The organism is Pseudomonas sp. K5002 (assembly GCF_013386655.1).
Taxonomy (GTDB): Bacteria; Pseudomonadota; Gammaproteobacteria; order Pseudomonadales; family Pseudomonadaceae; genus Aquipseudomonas.
Genome location: NZ_JACARK010000280.1, coordinates 1 through 16,263, shown reverse-complemented (window position 1 = coordinate 16,263; position 16,263 = coordinate 1). Strand labels below are relative to the sequence as shown.

Annotated in this window: 16 protein-coding genes and 3 pseudogenes; 15 read left to right on the top strand and 4 right to left on the bottom strand. The window is 56.9% G+C overall.

The annotated features are described in order from the left end of the window. Nucleotides 1-130 (bottom strand): annotated as a pseudogene (locus HX846_RS14720) (histidine kinase); the annotation flags it as partial. Between HX846_RS14720 and HX846_RS14715 the strand changes: the two are divergent. Then, a pseudogene (locus tag HX846_RS14715) lies at nucleotides 123-815 on the top strand (ABC transporter substrate-binding protein); the annotation flags it as partial. The pseudogenes HX846_RS14720 and HX846_RS14715 sit on opposite strands and share 8 nt — an antisense overlap. A gap of 69 nt (nucleotides 816-884) precedes the next feature. Further along, on the top strand, nucleotides 885-1,508 hold the full coding sequence (locus HX846_RS14710; RefSeq protein WP_087694216.1) for a hypothetical protein: 624 nt from the start codon (nucleotides 885-887) through the stop codon (nucleotides 1,506-1,508). Here the strand turns inward: HX846_RS14710 and HX846_RS14705 are convergent. The 3 genes from HX846_RS14705 to rfaH all read right to left on the bottom strand — a co-directional run bounded on the left by HX846_RS14705 (nucleotide 1,460) and on the right by rfaH (nucleotide 2,742). Next, the gene (locus tag HX846_RS14705; protein ID WP_134326346.1) at nucleotides 1,460-1,807 is read right to left on the bottom strand and encodes a hypothetical protein; all 348 of its coding nucleotides are present in this window, start codon (nucleotides 1,805-1,807) and stop codon (nucleotides 1,460-1,462) included. The genes HX846_RS14710 and HX846_RS14705 overlap by 49 nt on opposite strands. Beyond that, nucleotides 1,804-2,112 carry a hypothetical protein gene (locus HX846_RS14700; protein WP_023658750.1) on the bottom strand — a complete coding sequence of 103 codons (309 nt, stop codon included), beginning with the start codon at nucleotides 2,110-2,112 and terminating at the stop codon, nucleotides 1,804-1,806. The genes HX846_RS14705 and HX846_RS14700 overlap by 4 nt, the downstream gene beginning before the upstream one ends. Before the next feature lie 120 nt (nucleotides 2,113-2,232). Beyond that, nucleotides 2,233-2,742, bottom strand: coding sequence for a transcription/translation regulatory transformer protein RfaH (rfaH, locus tag HX846_RS14695; RefSeq protein WP_003211330.1), 510 nt, complete (start codon nucleotides 2,740-2,742; stop codon nucleotides 2,233-2,235). A gap of 232 nt (nucleotides 2,743-2,974) precedes the next feature. Here rfaH and HX846_RS14690 point away from each other — a divergent pair, with 232 nt between their 5' ends. The 13 genes and pseudogenes from HX846_RS14690 to HX846_RS14630 all read left to right on the top strand — a co-directional run. Then, complete coding sequence (locus HX846_RS14690) at nucleotides 2,975-3,415, top strand: low molecular weight protein-tyrosine-phosphatase (RefSeq protein ID WP_032899408.1); 441 nt, start codon at nucleotides 2,975-2,977, stop codon at nucleotides 3,413-3,415. 45 nt (nucleotides 3,416-3,460) lie between these two features. Further along, nucleotides 3,461-5,689, top strand: coding sequence for a polysaccharide biosynthesis tyrosine autokinase (locus HX846_RS14685; protein ID WP_087694218.1), 2,229 nt, complete (start codon nucleotides 3,461-3,463; stop codon nucleotides 5,687-5,689). Between the two features lie 105 nt (nucleotides 5,690-5,794). Then, a complete protein-coding gene (locus HX846_RS14680; protein WP_177067530.1) occupies nucleotides 5,795-7,066 on the top strand; it encodes a DUF6369 family protein in 1,272 nt (423 codons plus the stop codon). Further along, nucleotides 7,063-8,523 carry an oligosaccharide flippase family protein gene (locus tag HX846_RS14675; protein ID WP_178965615.1) on the top strand — a complete coding sequence of 487 codons (1,461 nt, stop codon included), beginning with the start codon at nucleotides 7,063-7,065 and terminating at the stop codon, nucleotides 8,521-8,523. Before HX846_RS14680 ends, HX846_RS14675 begins: the two co-directional genes overlap by 4 nt. After that, nucleotides 8,520-9,671 (top strand): polysaccharide pyruvyl transferase family protein, encoded by a 1,152-nt coding sequence (locus HX846_RS14670; protein ID WP_023658752.1) that lies wholly within the window; start codon nucleotides 8,520-8,522, stop codon nucleotides 9,669-9,671. Before HX846_RS14675 ends, HX846_RS14670 begins: the two co-directional genes overlap by 4 nt. An 18-nt stretch (nucleotides 9,672-9,689) precedes the next feature. After that, on the top strand, nucleotides 9,690-10,535 hold the full coding sequence (locus tag HX846_RS14665; protein ID WP_256739817.1) for a polysaccharide lyase: 846 nt from the start codon (nucleotides 9,690-9,692) through the stop codon (nucleotides 10,533-10,535). After that, nucleotides 10,536-11,078 (top strand): DapH/DapD/GlmU-related protein, encoded by a 543-nt coding sequence (locus HX846_RS14660; RefSeq protein WP_178965614.1) that lies wholly within the window; start codon nucleotides 10,536-10,538, stop codon nucleotides 11,076-11,078. Between the two features lie 54 nt (nucleotides 11,079-11,132). Continuing rightward, entirely contained in the window at nucleotides 11,133-12,095 is a 963-nt protein-coding gene (locus tag HX846_RS14655) for a glycosyltransferase family 1 protein (protein WP_178965616.1), read from the top strand. A gap of 35 nt (nucleotides 12,096-12,130) precedes the next feature. Beyond that, complete coding sequence (locus HX846_RS14650) at nucleotides 12,131-12,586, top strand: hypothetical protein (protein ID WP_023658755.1); 456 nt, start codon at nucleotides 12,131-12,133, stop codon at nucleotides 12,584-12,586. Beyond that, the gene (locus tag HX846_RS14645) at nucleotides 12,587-13,063 is read left to right on the top strand and encodes a glycosyltransferase (protein ID WP_102368816.1); all 477 of its coding nucleotides are present in this window, start codon (nucleotides 12,587-12,589) and stop codon (nucleotides 13,061-13,063) included. A 54-nt stretch (nucleotides 13,064-13,117) separates the two neighbouring features. Then, the gene (locus tag HX846_RS14640; protein WP_032899404.1) at nucleotides 13,118-14,545 is read left to right on the top strand and encodes a mannose-1-phosphate guanylyltransferase/mannose-6-phosphate isomerase; all 1,428 of its coding nucleotides are present in this window, start codon (nucleotides 13,118-13,120) and stop codon (nucleotides 14,543-14,545) included. 12 nt (nucleotides 14,546-14,557) lie between these two features. Further along, nucleotides 14,558-15,901 carry a UDP-glucose/GDP-mannose dehydrogenase family protein gene (locus HX846_RS14635; RefSeq protein WP_177049719.1) on the top strand — a complete coding sequence of 448 codons (1,344 nt, stop codon included), beginning with the start codon at nucleotides 14,558-14,560 and terminating at the stop codon, nucleotides 15,899-15,901. A gap of 179 nt (nucleotides 15,902-16,080) precedes the next feature. Next, nucleotides 16,081-16,263: pseudogene (locus HX846_RS14630) on the top strand (hypothetical protein); the annotation flags it as partial.

The following is a 16,263-nucleotide window of genomic DNA, read 5'->3' as shown; positions in this document are numbered from 1 at the left end:
CCACGGCATGGTTGGTGTTGAACGCCTGGTTCTCGGTGTCGACCACACGGCACTCCGGGCCGGCGTTGGCATAGGCCTCTTCCAGCACACTCATGTAGTTCGGGAAACGCTTGAGCATCAACGGCACGCCGCTGCGTATCGTTGCGGTGCGCCGCAGTCAGGCGCGCAGCATTGCGATCCTGGTGCCGCCCGATTCACCGATCCACAGCGTGGCCGATCTGAAAGGACGCAATGTGGTGGTGTCGTCGGCCCGTGGGAGCATTTCCCAGTACCTGCTGATCCGCGCCCTGGCGAATGCCGGCGTGGATGAAAAGGACGTCAACGTCGGCTTCGTGCTGCCCACCGATGCATTACCTGCGTTCAACGCCGGCAAGATCGAAGCCTGGGCGACCTTCGGGGTGTACCAGGCGTTCGCCGAACAGCAGGGCGCGCGGGTGCTGATCAGCGGGGAGGGCATCAATACCGGCCTGACGTTTATTACCGCGTCCGATGAAGTGCTCACCGACCCGCTCAAGCGCCAGGCGTTGCGTGACGTTTTGCAGCGGTTCGCCAAGGCTTTTGAATGGGCGCAGCAGAACCCCGAGGAATACGCACGGGTGTTTGCCACGGTCAACGATATCCCGCTCAAGGTTTCACAGTTGCTGCGCACATGGGGTGATGAGTCGCTGCTGCCGGTAGAGGAGCGGGATGTGCAGGCGTTGCAGCAGGTGGATGATTTGTTTGTGGAAAAGAAGATTTTCCCGCACCGGGTAGAGGTAGAGAAACTGACGGATACCGAGGTGTTTTCGCCGCAATCGCTGGCTGGCGCGCCCTGAAGTCGTTGTGTTTTGCCCGGACCTGAGGTCTCATGGGTCCGGGAAAAACTTGCGGGTAGGGAACAGCACTTGATACGGGAAGAACTGGCGCAATATGGCGGTATCACCGTCATGATTCCGGCCGCAGTGGTGATCGCCGTCTGGCTCTGGTATTCCCGGCCCCAGGCGGTCAAGTGGTGGCTGATGACCATCGCCTGCACCTATTCCATCGTGGCGTTCAGCAAGTTGCTGTTCAAGGGCTGGGGCGTGGCGCTCCAGCAGCTGGATATTGCGGTGCTCAGCGGTCACGCCATGAATACGTCGTTGATGGTGCCCGTGGCGATGAGCCTGGTGGCGCGCCGGGTCAACCCCGAGTGGCGCTGGCCCGCAGCTATCGCCGGGATGTTGATCGCCGGCTGGTTCAGTGCCTATTGCGTGGCACCCTATATTCACCCACTCAACGAAGCACTGGCCGGTGGCTTTTTGGGCGGCATGGCGGCACTGGCGTTTCTATGGCGCCTTGAGGTGGTTGAAGTGCGGGTTTCCCCATCGTTGATCGGGGGGGGAATGGTGATCCTGTTGTTAAGTGCGATGGCACCCAAGTACAACGCCGAGAAGCTGCTCAACCATGTGGCAGTGGCCGTATCAGGTGCCGACCAGGCCCATCAGGAGCCTTCCTGGCGGGCCTCTTCCATGCAGTTGAACGCCGAGTAAGTGGCCAGGTCCAGGGCCAGGTTACTTTCCACCAGCAGCTCCAGCAGCACCGTCTGGCAATTGAAGCGCCGGGCATCGCCACGACGCTGCGAACGCTTCATCTGCTTGAACAGCGTGTCGGTTATGTCCTGCGGTGAGTTGCCGCGCAACTGATCCAGCCAGTGGGACATGATCCGGGTGTTGTGCGCATATTGCTCCGCCGGCAGTTGTTCGTGCGGTGCCAAGCCCACGAAACCTTCAAACGTGTTCGTCAGCCTTTTCAAGGCGTAGGCCCGTTTCAGATCCTCATAAATGCTCATGGCCGCTCCTCGGTGCAGGAAATATTCGCCAATAGTTCGGCCGTCTTCATTTGCATCAGGTGGCTGTCGCCGCGGCTCTCCACGCACAGGCAGATGGACAGGGGATTGCTCACCTGCAACTTGAAGCGCCAGTCGGCGAACACCATTGAAAGCCCGGTACAGGATTCGTCACTGTCCAGGGAATGGCCGGCGTATAACACCTGCATGCGTTCTACAACGGTGGTTGAACTATTAACCTTGACGTGAATGTTTCCCGAAGAAGGAAACAGGCCGATACGCTCTACCAATAGCTTTGAACTTTTCATGGCCGTCCCTCGCTGTTAATTCACGTATTACTTTATTCTCAAGAGGTGAAAAAGTAAGCGGATGTTATTTTTAGTCTGTTATTAAGTTGAATGTTATTTCTTGTCTGTTCAGCGCCGCTATCAGTCACTTCTTTGCACTCGGCTGATTTCTGCCAATGGCAAGTTGATGCGTTGTTCCCGTTGCAGGAAGTTCATCAGCAACACCACACGTTCCTCACCGTCCATGGCCAGGAAGACCGCTTCAAGTTCGGCAAACGGCCCTTCATTGATGCGCACGCTTTCGCCGGGCTGCAACAGGGCGCTCACCACGGCCTGGTGGTCGCGCTCCTGGAGTTCGTCCACCAGCGTGTCGCTGATGGGCAACGGGTGCGCGCCGAATGCCACCACCCGCGACACACCGCGGGTCGAGCGCAGTGAGCTCCAGCTGTCCTGCTGGCTCATTTGAATAAACAGATAGCCGGGGAACAACGATTCACGGGTGGTCCTGCGCTGGCCCTTCAACAGCCGTTCGCGTTTATAGGTAGACCGGAAGCAGGTATAGCCCTGGCGCTGGAGGTGCTCCTCGGCGCGCTCGTCCTGCCGGGATTTGCACTGGACCAGGTACCAGGCTTTGTTGGCATTTGCGCTCATGGGCGTTCCTCTTCCTATATAAGACGATACGTGACAAGGCTGTAATTTAAAGCCGGTGGGAGTGACGAAGTAATGAATGTTATAAATTGTCGGGTTGAAGGCGGTGGTTGTTATTTTTCGTCCGGAGATAATTTTGGGGGAAGTGAGGGTTACGTGTTAATAAATACTGCCGTGAAGTAATGAAGTTGAAGAGGTTGCTTCATGGGGTAATGGATGGCCCGGGGATAGTGCCTTGTTTAAAAGAGTGTTGATTGTCTGTATTGGCAATATTTGCCGTAGTCCCACCGCGGAAAGTCTTTTGCGTGGCGCACTCCCGTGCTCCGATATCAAGATCAGTTCTGCAGGTATTGCCGCGTTGGTCGGCAAGCCGATTGAAACCACCGCCCGTGCGGTACTCGAAGCCCACGGTCATCCGGCCGACAAGCACCAGGCCACCCAGTTGGCGCCACAGGCGATCAGTGAAGCCGACCTGATCCTGGTCATGGAACGACAGCACATCAATGCCGTGCTCAGCATGGCGCCCGAGGCACGAGGCAAGGTCTTGCTGCTGGGCAAATGGCAAAACGAGCGAGAGATCAGCGACCCGTACCGTCAAGGCAAGGCCGCGTTTGTGCACGCTTATGCGTTGATCGAAGAGGCTGTAAACGCATGGGCGCAGCGTCTTGCACGCTGATCGCCACTACTTTTTGAATCGAAATAAAGGCTAAGAATCCGACTTATGCAGCAAACGCCAGCAGTCACCGTACAGGAAGACGATAACGGGGAGATTGATCTCCTCGGTCTGTTTGGAACACTGATCGACCATAAATGGCTGATCGCTGCGGTGACCGGTGCCTTTATGGTCACTGGCGCCGCCTATGCGGTGCTGGCAACCCCGGTCTACCAGGCGAATGCCCTGCTGCAGGTCGAAGCGAAAAAGAACGACTTGCTGGGCTTCTCGGACATCGGCGGGATGCTGGGCAAGGAGTCGCCGTCGGCCACCGAGATCGAGCTGATCCAGTCCCGCTACGTGATTGGCAAAACCGTCGACAACCTGAAACTCGATATCGTCGTACAGCCGATGTACTTCCCGGTAGTGGGTGAGTTCCTGGCGCGCCGCTTCCAGAAGGCCAACCCCGGTGCAATCGCCGAGCCGCTGCTGGGCCTGGACAGCTTCGCCTGGGGCGGCGAGTCGCTGAAGATCTTCAAGCTGGACCTGCCCGACGGGCAATTGGGCAAGAAGCTGACCCTGACCGTGGGTGAAAACGCGCACTACACCCTGGTGGATGAAGATGACCAGGTGCTGGCGGCCGGCGAGGCCGGGCAGCCGTTCGAGCAAAATGGCGTGGCATTCCAGATTGAAGAACTGCGCGCCAAGCCCGGCACGCGTTTCCGGGTGATCCGCAATGCGCGACTGACCAGCATCCTCGACTATCAGGAGAACCTGGATGTGGTCGAGCGAGGGAAGGAGTCGGGCATGATCGGCCTGGCGCTGGAAAGCACCGAGCCGGACCAAGCGATCAAAATCCTCAATCAGATCGCGGCGATCTACGTGCGGCAGAACGTGGAGCGCACCTCGGCTGAGGCGGCGCAAAGCCTGGCGTTTCTCAAGGAGCAACTGCCGGAGGTCAAGAAGGACCTGGAAAAAGCCGGGAAGGCCTTGAATGAATACCAGACCCGCAGCAAGTCGGTGGACATCACCCTGGAAACCAAGGCGATTCTCGACCAGATCGTGGGCCTCGATACCAGCATCTCCGAGCTGAAGCTGCAACAGGCCGAGATGGACCGCAAGTTCACCCGCCAGCATCCCGCGTATCGCGCATTGCTGACTCAGATCGGCGAGCTGACCAGCAAGCAGCAGAGCCTGGCGAGCCGGGTCGAGAGCCTGCCTTCCACCCAGCAGGAGCTGCTGAGCCTCACCCGGGATGTCGAGGTCGGCACGGCCATTTACACCCAGTTGCTCAACAAGTCCCAGGAACTCGATGTGATGCGCGCGGGAACCGTGGGCAACGTGCGCCTGATCGACACCGCAGACGTCAATTTCTTCAAGCCGATCAAGCCGAAAAAGATCCTCATCGTGCTGATCGCGACGCTGCTGGGCGGCTTCCTGGCGGTGACGCTGGTGCTGCTGCGCAAGGCGCTGAACCGTGGCCTGGAAAGCCCCGAGGCCATCGAGCAACTGGGCTTGCCGGTGTACGCGTCGATTCCGTACAGCACGCTGCAAAAGGTCGAAGAAGACAAAATCACCCGCGGGCGTGGGCGTGCCGATGCCGGTTCTTCATTGCTGGCCATCAGTCACCCCACGGACCTGGCAGTGGAGGCCTTGCGCAGCTTGCGCACCAGTTTGCACTTCGCGATGCTCGAGGCGCCGAATAACCGGATCATGATTTCCGGCCCCAGCCCCGAGGTGGGTAAAACCTTTGTCTCGGTGAACCTGGCGGCCGTCATCGCGCAAACCGGGCAGCGCGTGTTGTTGATTGACGTGGATATGCGACGGGGCTACCTGCACAAAGTGCTGGGTGTGCCGGCCAAGGATGGGCTTTCCGACATCCTCTCCAATCAATGCACCCTTGAATCCGCCATCCACAAAACCGGCGTTGAAAACCTCGACATCATCAGCCGCGGGCAAATACCGCCGAATCCTTCCGAGCTGCTGATGCACCGCAACCTGACCGAGCTGTTGGCGCAGGTCAGCGAACGGTATGACCTGGTGATTCTGGATACGCCACCGCTCTTGGCCGTGACCGACGCAGCCATCGTGGGACGGCAATCGGGGACCAACCTGATCGTCACCCGCTATGGCTTGAACCCGGCAAAAGAGATCGAGCACACCATGCGCCGATTTGCCCAGAACGGCATCGTGCTCAGGGGCGCGATCTTCAACGGCGTTGAAAAGAAAGCGTCGGCCAAATATGGCTACGGCAACTATGGGTATTACCAGTACGAGTACCAGGCTGATCGGAGCTGATTCACCACTGTAATTGCAGGATAGAGGTCACGTTTTCAGGAAATGAACGAAAAATCCTGGGGCGGTAGCGTGCCAAATTCAAATCAGCATAAAGAATACCCAGCCATGTTTTACCTGTTATCCCTTATCGCGCTGTCAGCGGGTTTGCTCGCGGCGAAAAATCCAAAATACTCAATCGTAGTGTTCGGGATAATGCTGGCTGTTATTCCCACGGGTAACTCCTACAGCGAAATAATCTCGCTCAAGGGTATCTACTTCTTTGACTTTTATATCGTCGGCGGGCTGGGCGCACTGCTGATCCGGCAGGTGGCTACACAGAAGAAACAATTGACGGTGCCAGGCGGCCTGCTTTTTGGGTGCGGGCTGTATGTGGTGTTACTCGCCTGCGGCCTGCTGGAGTCCTCGAACAAGTACCTGTTGAAGGATGTTCGGCCGTTTATAATGATCCTGTCATTTATCGTGCTCTCGAACATCGCGACCCTTGCCGCAAAAACGCTGAAGTTGCAGACAGTGCTCCTGCTATTGATCGCGATGACCGCCTTCAATGTGCTGGACATTGCCTGGTTACGCTTGGGCTTGTACAAGTTTCAAGACGTCTACTATGAAGAAAACGCCTACCGCTACCTGGACGGCGGTACGTACGCCGCCGTGGCCTATCTGATTTATTACTTCATAGACCCACGGCTGTTCGAACACAGGAAAAAGCTCGCAAGCATTTGCCTGGCCACTTCATTCATCTGTTTGTTCATTGCCAACTCTCGCTTCATCTTTGTCTCGGTGTTTGCGGCGATCATCATCCACCAATACACCCGGCCGGCCCGCATGATAGGCGTTGCCCTGGCCGGGGCGGTGGTGCTGATGGCGTTCATTGGCATCAGCAATATGATCGGGGCTGATCGAATCAATGATGGTTTGTCGTCCGAAGGCATGGCCGCCCAATTGGCCACGCGCTTCAGCCCGGCGCTGGAGTTGATCCGCGGCATGAACCCGCTGCATTACTTTGTGGGACTGGGCGCGGGCACGCCGTTCGAGATTCCCTGGTTCGAGTACCGTGGCCTCGATGACAAGAACTCGAATATCGACAGTGCCTACTTAACCTACTTCGTTAAGTACGGGCTGATCGGCGTGTACTTGCTGTACGTGTTCATTACCTCGATTACCCAGCACATGAACAGCCGGGTGGCGGTTTCGATCGCCATCTTTCTGGGGGTGATGTTCGTTGTCTCGGCCACGCCTTATCAGCCGTACGCCATCGGTATCGCGTATGGCGCGATTGTGCTGCGGGTCTGTTCCGAACACACCGCCAGGCAACGCAAAAAGACCCTCAAGCCTGGCCAGCCGCTGATAACCACACCCTTGCAGGTGAATGCCGGATGAACAGCACACTGTTGAAAAAGTTCGTGTCCAGTACGGCATGGAGTTTCGTTTCTGCCGTGGCCACCAAAGTGTCGGTGGTCATCACCGGCATCCTGGTTGCCCGGGTATTGGGTGCGCAATCGTTTGGCGAGTATGGTTTGATCCAGAGCGCGATTGTGATGCTTGCCAACGTCGCCGCCCAAGCCACCACCACGGCGACGGCCAAGCATATCGGGCAGTTCAAGGAGACCTGTCCCGAGAAGACCGGCAGGGGCATCGCGCTGACGCTGCTGTTCTCGGTTGTGTTCAGCGGGATGATCATCGGGACAGCGCTGTTTTTCCCGCACTTTTTCTCCAGCGTTATCCTGGGGGCAGACAGCCTCAGCGCTGCATCGCTGATCGTATTGAGCACCATCACGTTGATTATCCTGTCGGGATGGACCCAGGGCTGCCTGACCGGTTGGGGCCAATACCGGACAATCGCGACCATCAACGGAATCATTGCGATTGTCGCGATCCCGGCGACGTACTTCCTGACCCTGCAGTTCCGACTCAACGGTGCGCTGCTGGGCTTGGCCGGTTCTCAATTGCTGATCGTGTTCTTCAGCGCACTGGCCTGCTGGAAGACATTGAAGGCCCGAAATACCACGCTGAGTTTCAAAGGTGCAATGACTGAAAAGCACGCAGTGCTGGCTGTTGGCCTGCCGGTATTGCTGACGGGGTTGATGGTCGCCCCGATGAACTGGTTCGCCAACAAGTTGCTGGCGGAAACAACTAACGGCCTTGCCGCATTGGGCATGTACGCCGCCGCAATGCAATGGAACGCGATCTTTTCCCATGTTTCCGTGGTGTTGGGCTCTGTGCTGGTGCCGATGCTGGCCGCCGCGCTGGGCGGTAAAAGCCGCAAGTTGGACGCCTTGAACTTTCTGTCGGGCTGGCTGGTGGTGTTGGTGATCATACAGCCGGTGATCATGTTCCCCGAGTTGCTGGCCAAACTGTATGGCAGCAGTTTCCTGGGGCGGGATTTTGAAGTGACGTTGGTTCTGGTAATCCTGGGTTCGCTGCTCAGTGCATTCAAGTCCGGTATTTCAAGAAAGATGATCGTGATGAACCTGGCCTGGTTCAGTGTGATGAGTAACATTCTATGGGGAGTGCTATTCATTGCCGGAGCACTGTGGCTTCGGGAAGAAGGTGCAATCGGGATTGCCAAGGCATTTATCGGTTCGCAGTTTATTCACTTCCTGCTGGGACTTCCGTATTTCGTCTACAAGAAGATATTACCTCTGGAGTTGCTCGTGTCTCCCAGGATCCTGATCTTGTGGACATTGCCTTTCATCAGTTTCATATCAAGCGCCTATGTCGAAAGTGTGCTGTATCGATTGATGATCATGGCGCTGATATTTATCTACATTCTCGCAACAACGTTTGCCTTGAATGCCGTGTTTAATGACCCCGTGGAAAATGGAAGCCCAGCATGAATGTCAGCAAAGTATATATCCGGGGGGCATACGGTCCTGGTAATTTGGGTGATGACGTATTAATGCTATGCGTGATCAATATTCTGAAAAAACGCTTTAAGGAATCGGATATAGCGGTGGGTGTCGATCATCCGCAGATCGCCAGGAACTTCAACCCGCGTATCAAGTGGCTGCACATCAAGGAGCCGGTCAAGGCTGACCTGGTGGTGTTGGGCGGTGGGGGCCAGTTCTTCTCGTTTATCCCACCGGCCAAAGAGGCGGCTGCCAACAAAGGCATCGTGGCGAAGCTGTGCAAGAGCATCAAGGCGCAGACCGACCTGAAGTCCACGCTTCTGCGTTTGTATGTCGGGTTGCGCGGTGGTGTCGACAGGATCTATTTCCACCGGCGCCTGGCAGCGTTCTGTATTGGCCTGGGCCCCTTCGATGGCGGCGGCAAGCTGCTGACCCGCGCCGTCAGCGTGATCAATCGCTGTGACTACATTTCCGTGCGGGACGGTACCAGCCAGCAGCATTGCAAGGCCTTCGGAAAGTCCGACGTCGAGGTGTACACCGACCCCAGCCTGCTTTCCGACCTGTGGATCTCCAGCAAAGACCTGGAGGTCGGCAGCCTCAAGAAGGGCAAGTACCTGTCCTTCATCCTGCGCGACTGGCCCCATGACGCGAACGGGCAGCAGTTCATCAAGGCGATGGTCCAGGCCGCGGATGAGCTCGCCAAGCGTGGCGAGCAGGTACGCCTGGTCTCGCTGTACAAGGAACGTGACCAGCACCTGATCGACAAGTACCACAGGTTCGAATGGTTGTGCTGGGACGCGGCGGGCGATACGCCCGAAACCTTCATGGCGAAACTGATCGTCGAGTCCGACGTGATCATCAGCGCCCGTGCACACGGTGTACTGCTGCCGGCTTCCCTGGGCTTTCCCACCATCGCGGTTGAAATCGAAAACAAGCTGAAAAAAGTCCATGAAATGCTGCCGCAGGGCACCCGGCTGGTCAGCACCCCAGACCCTGAGGTGATCAAGGCCACCATCAGCGAATTTCGGCAATCCAAGGCGCAAATGGCCGAGCACCTCAAGCAGGAGATCGCCCAGCGTTCTTCCCTTGCGCAAAAAGCGGTCGACGACTTTTTGAAATGGGTCGATGAAAAATAAAGTGGAGGGGCAACCGACGTGAAAAAGACAGCCTCGACGCTACTCATTGTGGCGTTCGCCCTGCAGGTGGCTGCCAGCGGCGCATCTGAGTTGAACGACCGTTGCGAGCCAGGCATCAAGAACATCTACCCGTCACTGCCGGACGTTTCGCAGATGGCCGACGGGCCCCAGGCGCAAAGCAGCATAAAGGGCAGGGCCAATCTGACGAACAAGGCCTACAGCCAAAAGATCAAGGACATTGCCGTGCATTTTCCGGCCGGCTCCTATGACCCGGGTTCGATGGTGCGCCTCGGGTTGCCCTACGGCGGCATTGAATTCAAATCCCCACTGCCGCAACCGGGCAGGGAATGCCTGGTACTGACCTATGAGTTGAAGTTCGACAGGAATTTCGACTTTGTAAAAGGCGGCAAGCTCCCGGGCCTCTACGGTGGCACCGGCAATACGGGCGGCAAGATACCGAACGGCCATGACGGCTTTTCCACGCGCTACATCTGGAAAGAAAAGGGCGCCAGCGCCATTTACGCGTATTTGCCCACCAGTAAAACCTGGGGCACGGCAGTCGGGTTGGGTTCCTGGATCTTTACGGTGGGGCAATGGCACAGGTTGGAGCAACTGGTGAAGTTGAATACGCCGGGGCAGGCCGACGGTGTGATTTCCATTTGGTACGACAACCAGCTGGTGCACTCGGAAACCGGGCTGACGTTTAGAGACACGCCGGAGATCACCATCGACGGCTTGCTGTTTTCGACGTTCTTCGGTGGCAATAACCCGTCTTTCGCCACGCCGGTGAGTACCAATATCCGCTTCAGGAATTTTGTGATGAGTTCACAGCGCGTAACGGATACTCCAGGGCAGGGCGAGTAGATGAAGAACCTGAAACTGAACATCAAGAAGGCCGCTGTTGCGCTGTTCAATACGCTGCTCAGCCTGGCGTTGTTTTTCAATCTGCGACGCGCGTTGCTCCGGGCAACCGGATGCCGGGTGGGCGCCCGGACCACGATCCACCGCAACGTGGTGTTTTTCTCCTTCGGCAACTTCTCGGTCGGGAAAAACTGCACGGTCAATTACGACTGCTACCTGGATAATCGGGCGGGCATCCGCATCGGCGACAACGTCAATATTTCCCATAACACCCGGGTTTATACGCTGGGCCACGATATCGATGACCCCATGAGTGGCCTGGTGGGGAAGCCGGTGTTGATTGAAGACAATGCCTGGATCTTTCCCAATGTGATGGTGATGCCAGGCGTCACCATCGGAACAGGCGCGGTTGTTTATCCGGGCAGTGTGGTCACGCGCAACGTTGCAGCGTATTCGATCGTGGGAGGCAATCCGGCCAAACATATCCGCTTCAGAAACAACACTATTCGATACGACGCCGACTTTCCGATCTGGTTTGCAGTGTAAGCAATCTCACTGGCCCCACCTTTATTTATGCAGGACTCTGACGTGAAATCATTAATGATTGCATGGATTGGCTATCAACGACGCGCCGATACCATGAAGCAATACTGGGCGTATGACATTCTGCATCTGCCCAACCAGTTCAAGAAGAAATCCGCGCGGCCGCTGGATTACTTGATCAAGTCGTTTAAAACCCTGAAGACCCTGTTGGCCGGTTCGCCTGACGTGCTGTGGGTGCAGTTGCCGCCGAGCCCGGTATTGCATATAGCACTGGCCTACAAGTTTATATTCAACCGCCGGCTGAAGATTATCGCCGATGCCCACAACAGCCTGTTGCGCAAGCAATGGATAGGCTTTCCGGGCACGGTAGCGCTGTTGAATAGAATCGATGCCGTCGTCGTTCATAATTTTAAAGTCAAAGAAGAGTTGGCCGGCCTGGGCGTCAAGGACACCAATATCTTTATCCTGGAAGACTTGCCGTGTGACTTTCACGCGGCGCCCGCCAGTGAGCGCGAGACACCCTATGTACTGTTTCCGTGCTCGTTTGATATCGATGAACCGATCGAGATCGTGATCAACGCCGCCCGCGAAATGCCCGGTGTCGACTTCCTGATCACCGGCAAGCATCAGGGCAAGCTGTCCGAGGAGCTCGTGGCGTCATTCCCCGAGAACATCAAGCTGACCGGCTTCCTCAGCAAGGCGACCTTTGAACAGCTGCTGTGCCACGCGAATGTGGTGCTCGGCCTGACCACCCGCGACAACGTCCAGCTGAGCGTGGCCAACGAAGCGGTCAGCGCCGGCAGGCCGATGGCGCTTTCGAATACCACGGTACTGCGCTCGTTGTTTTCCGAGGCGGCGGTGTTTGTCGACACCCTGGACCCGCTGTCCATCAAGGCCGGCGTCGCGCAGCTCATCGCCAATCAAGAAACCTATAAAGAGAAATCGGCCTTGCTCAAAGCCAAGCGAATAACCCGCTGGAAAGGCCAGGCCCAACTGTTAAGAACTGCCGCCACTATTTAATGATGTCTATTACACCTGACAGGAAGGGAACCGTCATGAGTCAATCAAGTGATGTTTTATTGATTTGTTCTGGAGGTGGGCACTGGGTACAAATGAGCAAGTTGCTGCCTGCCTTCGACGGTCAAAAAGTTACCATCGCCACCGTTGATATCAGCATTGGCTCGCAGTATCCAACCCATGCCTTCGCGCAAGTCCCGGACTTTAATCGCAGTGAACCGTTGAAGATCATCAAGGGCTTTTGCCAGATCTTTGCGATCGTTTACCGCAGCAAGGCCAGGTACGTGATCTCCACCGGGGCGGCACCGGGGTTGCTGGGGCTGGTCGCGGGAAAACTGATGGGCAAAAAGACCCTGTGGATCGACAGCATTGCCAATCCCAAGAAGCTCTCGTTGTCCGGCAGGATCGCTGTGTATTTTGTCGATGAGTTGCTGACCCAGTGGCCCACGCTGTCGCAAAACAGCCGGGCCCAATATAAAGGGAGGATTGTATAAATGATATTTTGCAGCGTTGGCACTCAAGCACCCTTTGAAAGAATGCTCGGCTACTTGCATGAGTGGAGTCATGCAAACCCGCAGGTCCCGATTGTTGCCCAGGTAGGCAATAACGAAAATGACCTGGGGCGCATTACGGCTTACAAGACCATCGCCGAGCCGCTGTTTTCCAAGAACTTCAATGCGTCAAAGGTGATTGTTTCCCATGCGGGCATGGGCAATATCATTCGCTCCCTTGAACTGGGCAAACCGATTGTTATTGTCCCGCGCGACAGTCGGCGCGGTGAACACATCAATAATCACCAGTACGACACCGCCGAAAACTTTTCAGACCTTCCCTCTGTGTTTATCGCCCATGATAAAGATGCGTTCTTTTCGGCTATTGATTCGGCGCTTAACTACAGCAATGTCGAAAGTTCACTGGACTTTACCGAAAGGGACCGCTTGATCAGTTATGTGAAGTCATTCACTTCTTAAGTTTCGGCTGTTTGTCAATCCGCTCTTATTGCCTTTAATCATCGAGTAATCGTTATGATCCCAGTTATATTGTCTGGCGGTTCAGGCACGCGCCTGTGGCCGCTTTCAAGAGCGCTTAAACCAAAGCAGTTTATTGCGCTGCACGGTGACTTGAGTTTGTTTCAAGCCACCTTGGATCGCATCAAGAACCTGTCGATAGAGGGCGAGACCGTCAGCCCGCCGATCATTGTGTGCAACGAAGAACACCGTTTCATCGTGGCCGAGCAAAGTCGATCACTGGACGTGATCCCGCAGAAAATCCTCCTTGAGCCGACCGCCCGCAACACCGCCCCGGCGATTGCGGCGGCAACCCTGTCGGCGCTGGCGGATGGGGACGATCCGATCCTGCTGGTGCTGGCGGCGGACCATGTGATCGGCGATACCCAAGCGTTTAATGCGGCCTTGACGCTGGCCAAGGTGGAAGTCAACAAAGGCAAGATCGTCACCTTCGGGGTTGTGCCCACCAAGCCGGAGACCGGCTACGGCTATATCCGTACTCAAGCGGCTGCGGTGGACGGCGCCGCGCATGTCGATGCCTTCGTGGAAAAGCCCGACCTGGCGACCGCGCAAGGCTACCTGGAACAAGGCAACTACTTCTGGAACAGCGGCATGTTCATGTTCCGCGCCTCGGTGATGAAGGCCGAGCTGGAGCGCCTGAGCCCGGAGATCATGGTGGCCGCAGAACTGTCTCTCTCCAACGCGGCCCATGACCAGGATTTCACCCGGCTCAGCCAGGTGGATTTTGTGAACGCGCCCAACGTGTCGATCGATTACGCGGTGATGGAAAAGACCGACATCGCGTCGGTGGTCATCCTCGATTCGCCGTGGAGCGACCTGGGTGCCTGGGACTCAGTGTGGGAAGCGGGCCTCAAGGATCAGAACCAGAACTGCACCCAGGGTGACGTGCTGCTGCAGGACGTCACCAACAGCTATGTGCATGCCAGCCACCGCCTGGTCACGGTTGCAGGGATCAATGATGTGGTGGTCGTCGAGACCGCCGACGCGATTTTGGTGACCACCAAGGACCACGCGCAAGACGTCAAGAAAATAGTCGCGCAGCTGACTGAAAAGCACCGGATCGAGAGCACCAGCCACCGCGAAGTCTATCGGCCGTGGGGCAAATATGACTCGGTGGACCAGGGCTATCGGTACCAGGTGAAGCGGATCACGGTGAAGCCGGGGCACAAGCTGTCGGTGCAACTGCACCACCACCGGGCCGAGCACTGGATCGTGGTGTCCGGCACCGCGAATGTGCAAATCGCCGACAAGCAAGTGCTGCTGACCGAGAACCAGTCCACCTACATCCCCATTGGCGTTGTGCACTCCCTCGAAAACCCGGGGCGAATCCCGCTGGAGCTGATTGAAGTCCAATCGGGCTCGTACCTGGGCGAGGACGACATCATCCGCTTTGAAGACCGCTATGGCCGCCTCGAGCTTGTTTAAAGGAAGATTGAAATGAATGTAACTGTATTTGGAATCGGCTATGTGGGTCTGGTGCAGGCAGCGGTGCTGGCCGACGCGGGGCATGAGGTGTGTTGTGTCGACGTGGACGCGACTAAAGTCGAGAACCTCAAGGCCGGCATTATTCCGATCTTTGAGCCCGGGCTGAGTGCGCTCGTCCAGAAGAACCATGATGCCGGACGCTTGCACTTCACCACCGACGCCGCGCAAGGCGTGCGGCATGGAGAGGTGCAGTTCATCGCCGTGGGCACCCCGCCTGATGACGATGGCAGCGCCGACATCAAGTACGTGCTCTCCGTTGCCGCGACTATTGCGCTCAACATGACCGAGCCGAAGATTATCGTTAACAAGTCCACGGTGCCGGTGGGGACGGCGGACAAGGTCCGGGCGAAGGTGTCCGAGGTGTTGACGTCGCGGGGGCTCGAGGTGGAGTTCCACGTGATCTCGAACCCCGAGTTCCTCAAGGAAGGTTCGGCGGTCGCCGACTGCACCCGGCCCGACCGGATCATCATCGGCAGCGACAGCAGTTACGCCGTGGACCGCATGCGGGAGCTGTATGAACCCTTCAACCGCAACCACGAAAAGATCATCACGATGGACATCAGGAGTGCCGAGCTGACCAAGTACGCGGCCAACTGCCTGCTGGCCACCAAGATTTCCTTCATGAATGAAATGGCCAATTTCGCCGAACGCTTGGGCGCCGACATTGAGGCGGTTCGTAAAGGCATTGGCTCCGATCCACGGATCGGCTACGACTTTATCTACCCAGGCTGCGGTTATGGCGGCTCGTGCTTCCCGAAAGATGTGCAGGCGCTGGAGCGCACCGCGTCGTCGATCGGCTATCAGGCAACGCTGTTGTCTGCCGTCGAGGAAGTCAACAAGCGCCAGAAGCAGCACCTGTTCGGGCATATTCACCACCACTTCCGCGGCCAACTGGAGGGCAAGACCTTCGCCATCTGGGGCCTGGCCTTCAAGCCCAATACGGATGACATGCGCGAAGCCTCGAGCCGCGTGTTGATCGAACAACTGCGCAGCGTGGGTGCCAGGGTCCAGGCATTCGACCCCGAAGCGATGGCCGAGACCCAGCGCATTTACGGGATGAACGAAGACCTGTTGCTGATGGGCACCAAGGAAGCGGCGTTGCAAGGTGCCGATGCGCTGGTGATCGTGACCGAATGGCGGGAGTTCAAGGCCCCGGACCTGGACTTGATAAAAGAAAAACTGAGCACGCCGGTGATCTTTGACGGCCGCAATATATTTGACCCGCAGCGTATGAAAGCCAATGGTTTCGAGTATTACGGTATTGGTCGCGGGTTATCGGTACGCCCCGTTGTTTAATCCTGACGATTATTAACATTGGTGGTTTGAGCTATCCACAAGTGAGATGATTTCGAGGAGGTTAAGTGCGTGATCCAACAGGATCTTTGCGCAGTTTGCATAGCCTGTTTATCTCCGTTCCATCACTACGCCCTTATTGCATTATTTGATAAGGGGTAAATATCGAGAAGGAGTCTGATATGAGGAAAATACTGTTGGCCGGCGTGCTGGCCTTTAGCAGTACTGCGGCATTGGCGGCAGGTGAAGTCGCGAGCGAGGCCTTGAGCGATGCGGCCGGCGCGAGCGAGCCCCTGTCGTTGAGCACCCCGCTCGTGGGCGGCGTGACGCTCGGTGAAACCGTCGGGGTCGGTACCGCGGTAGTC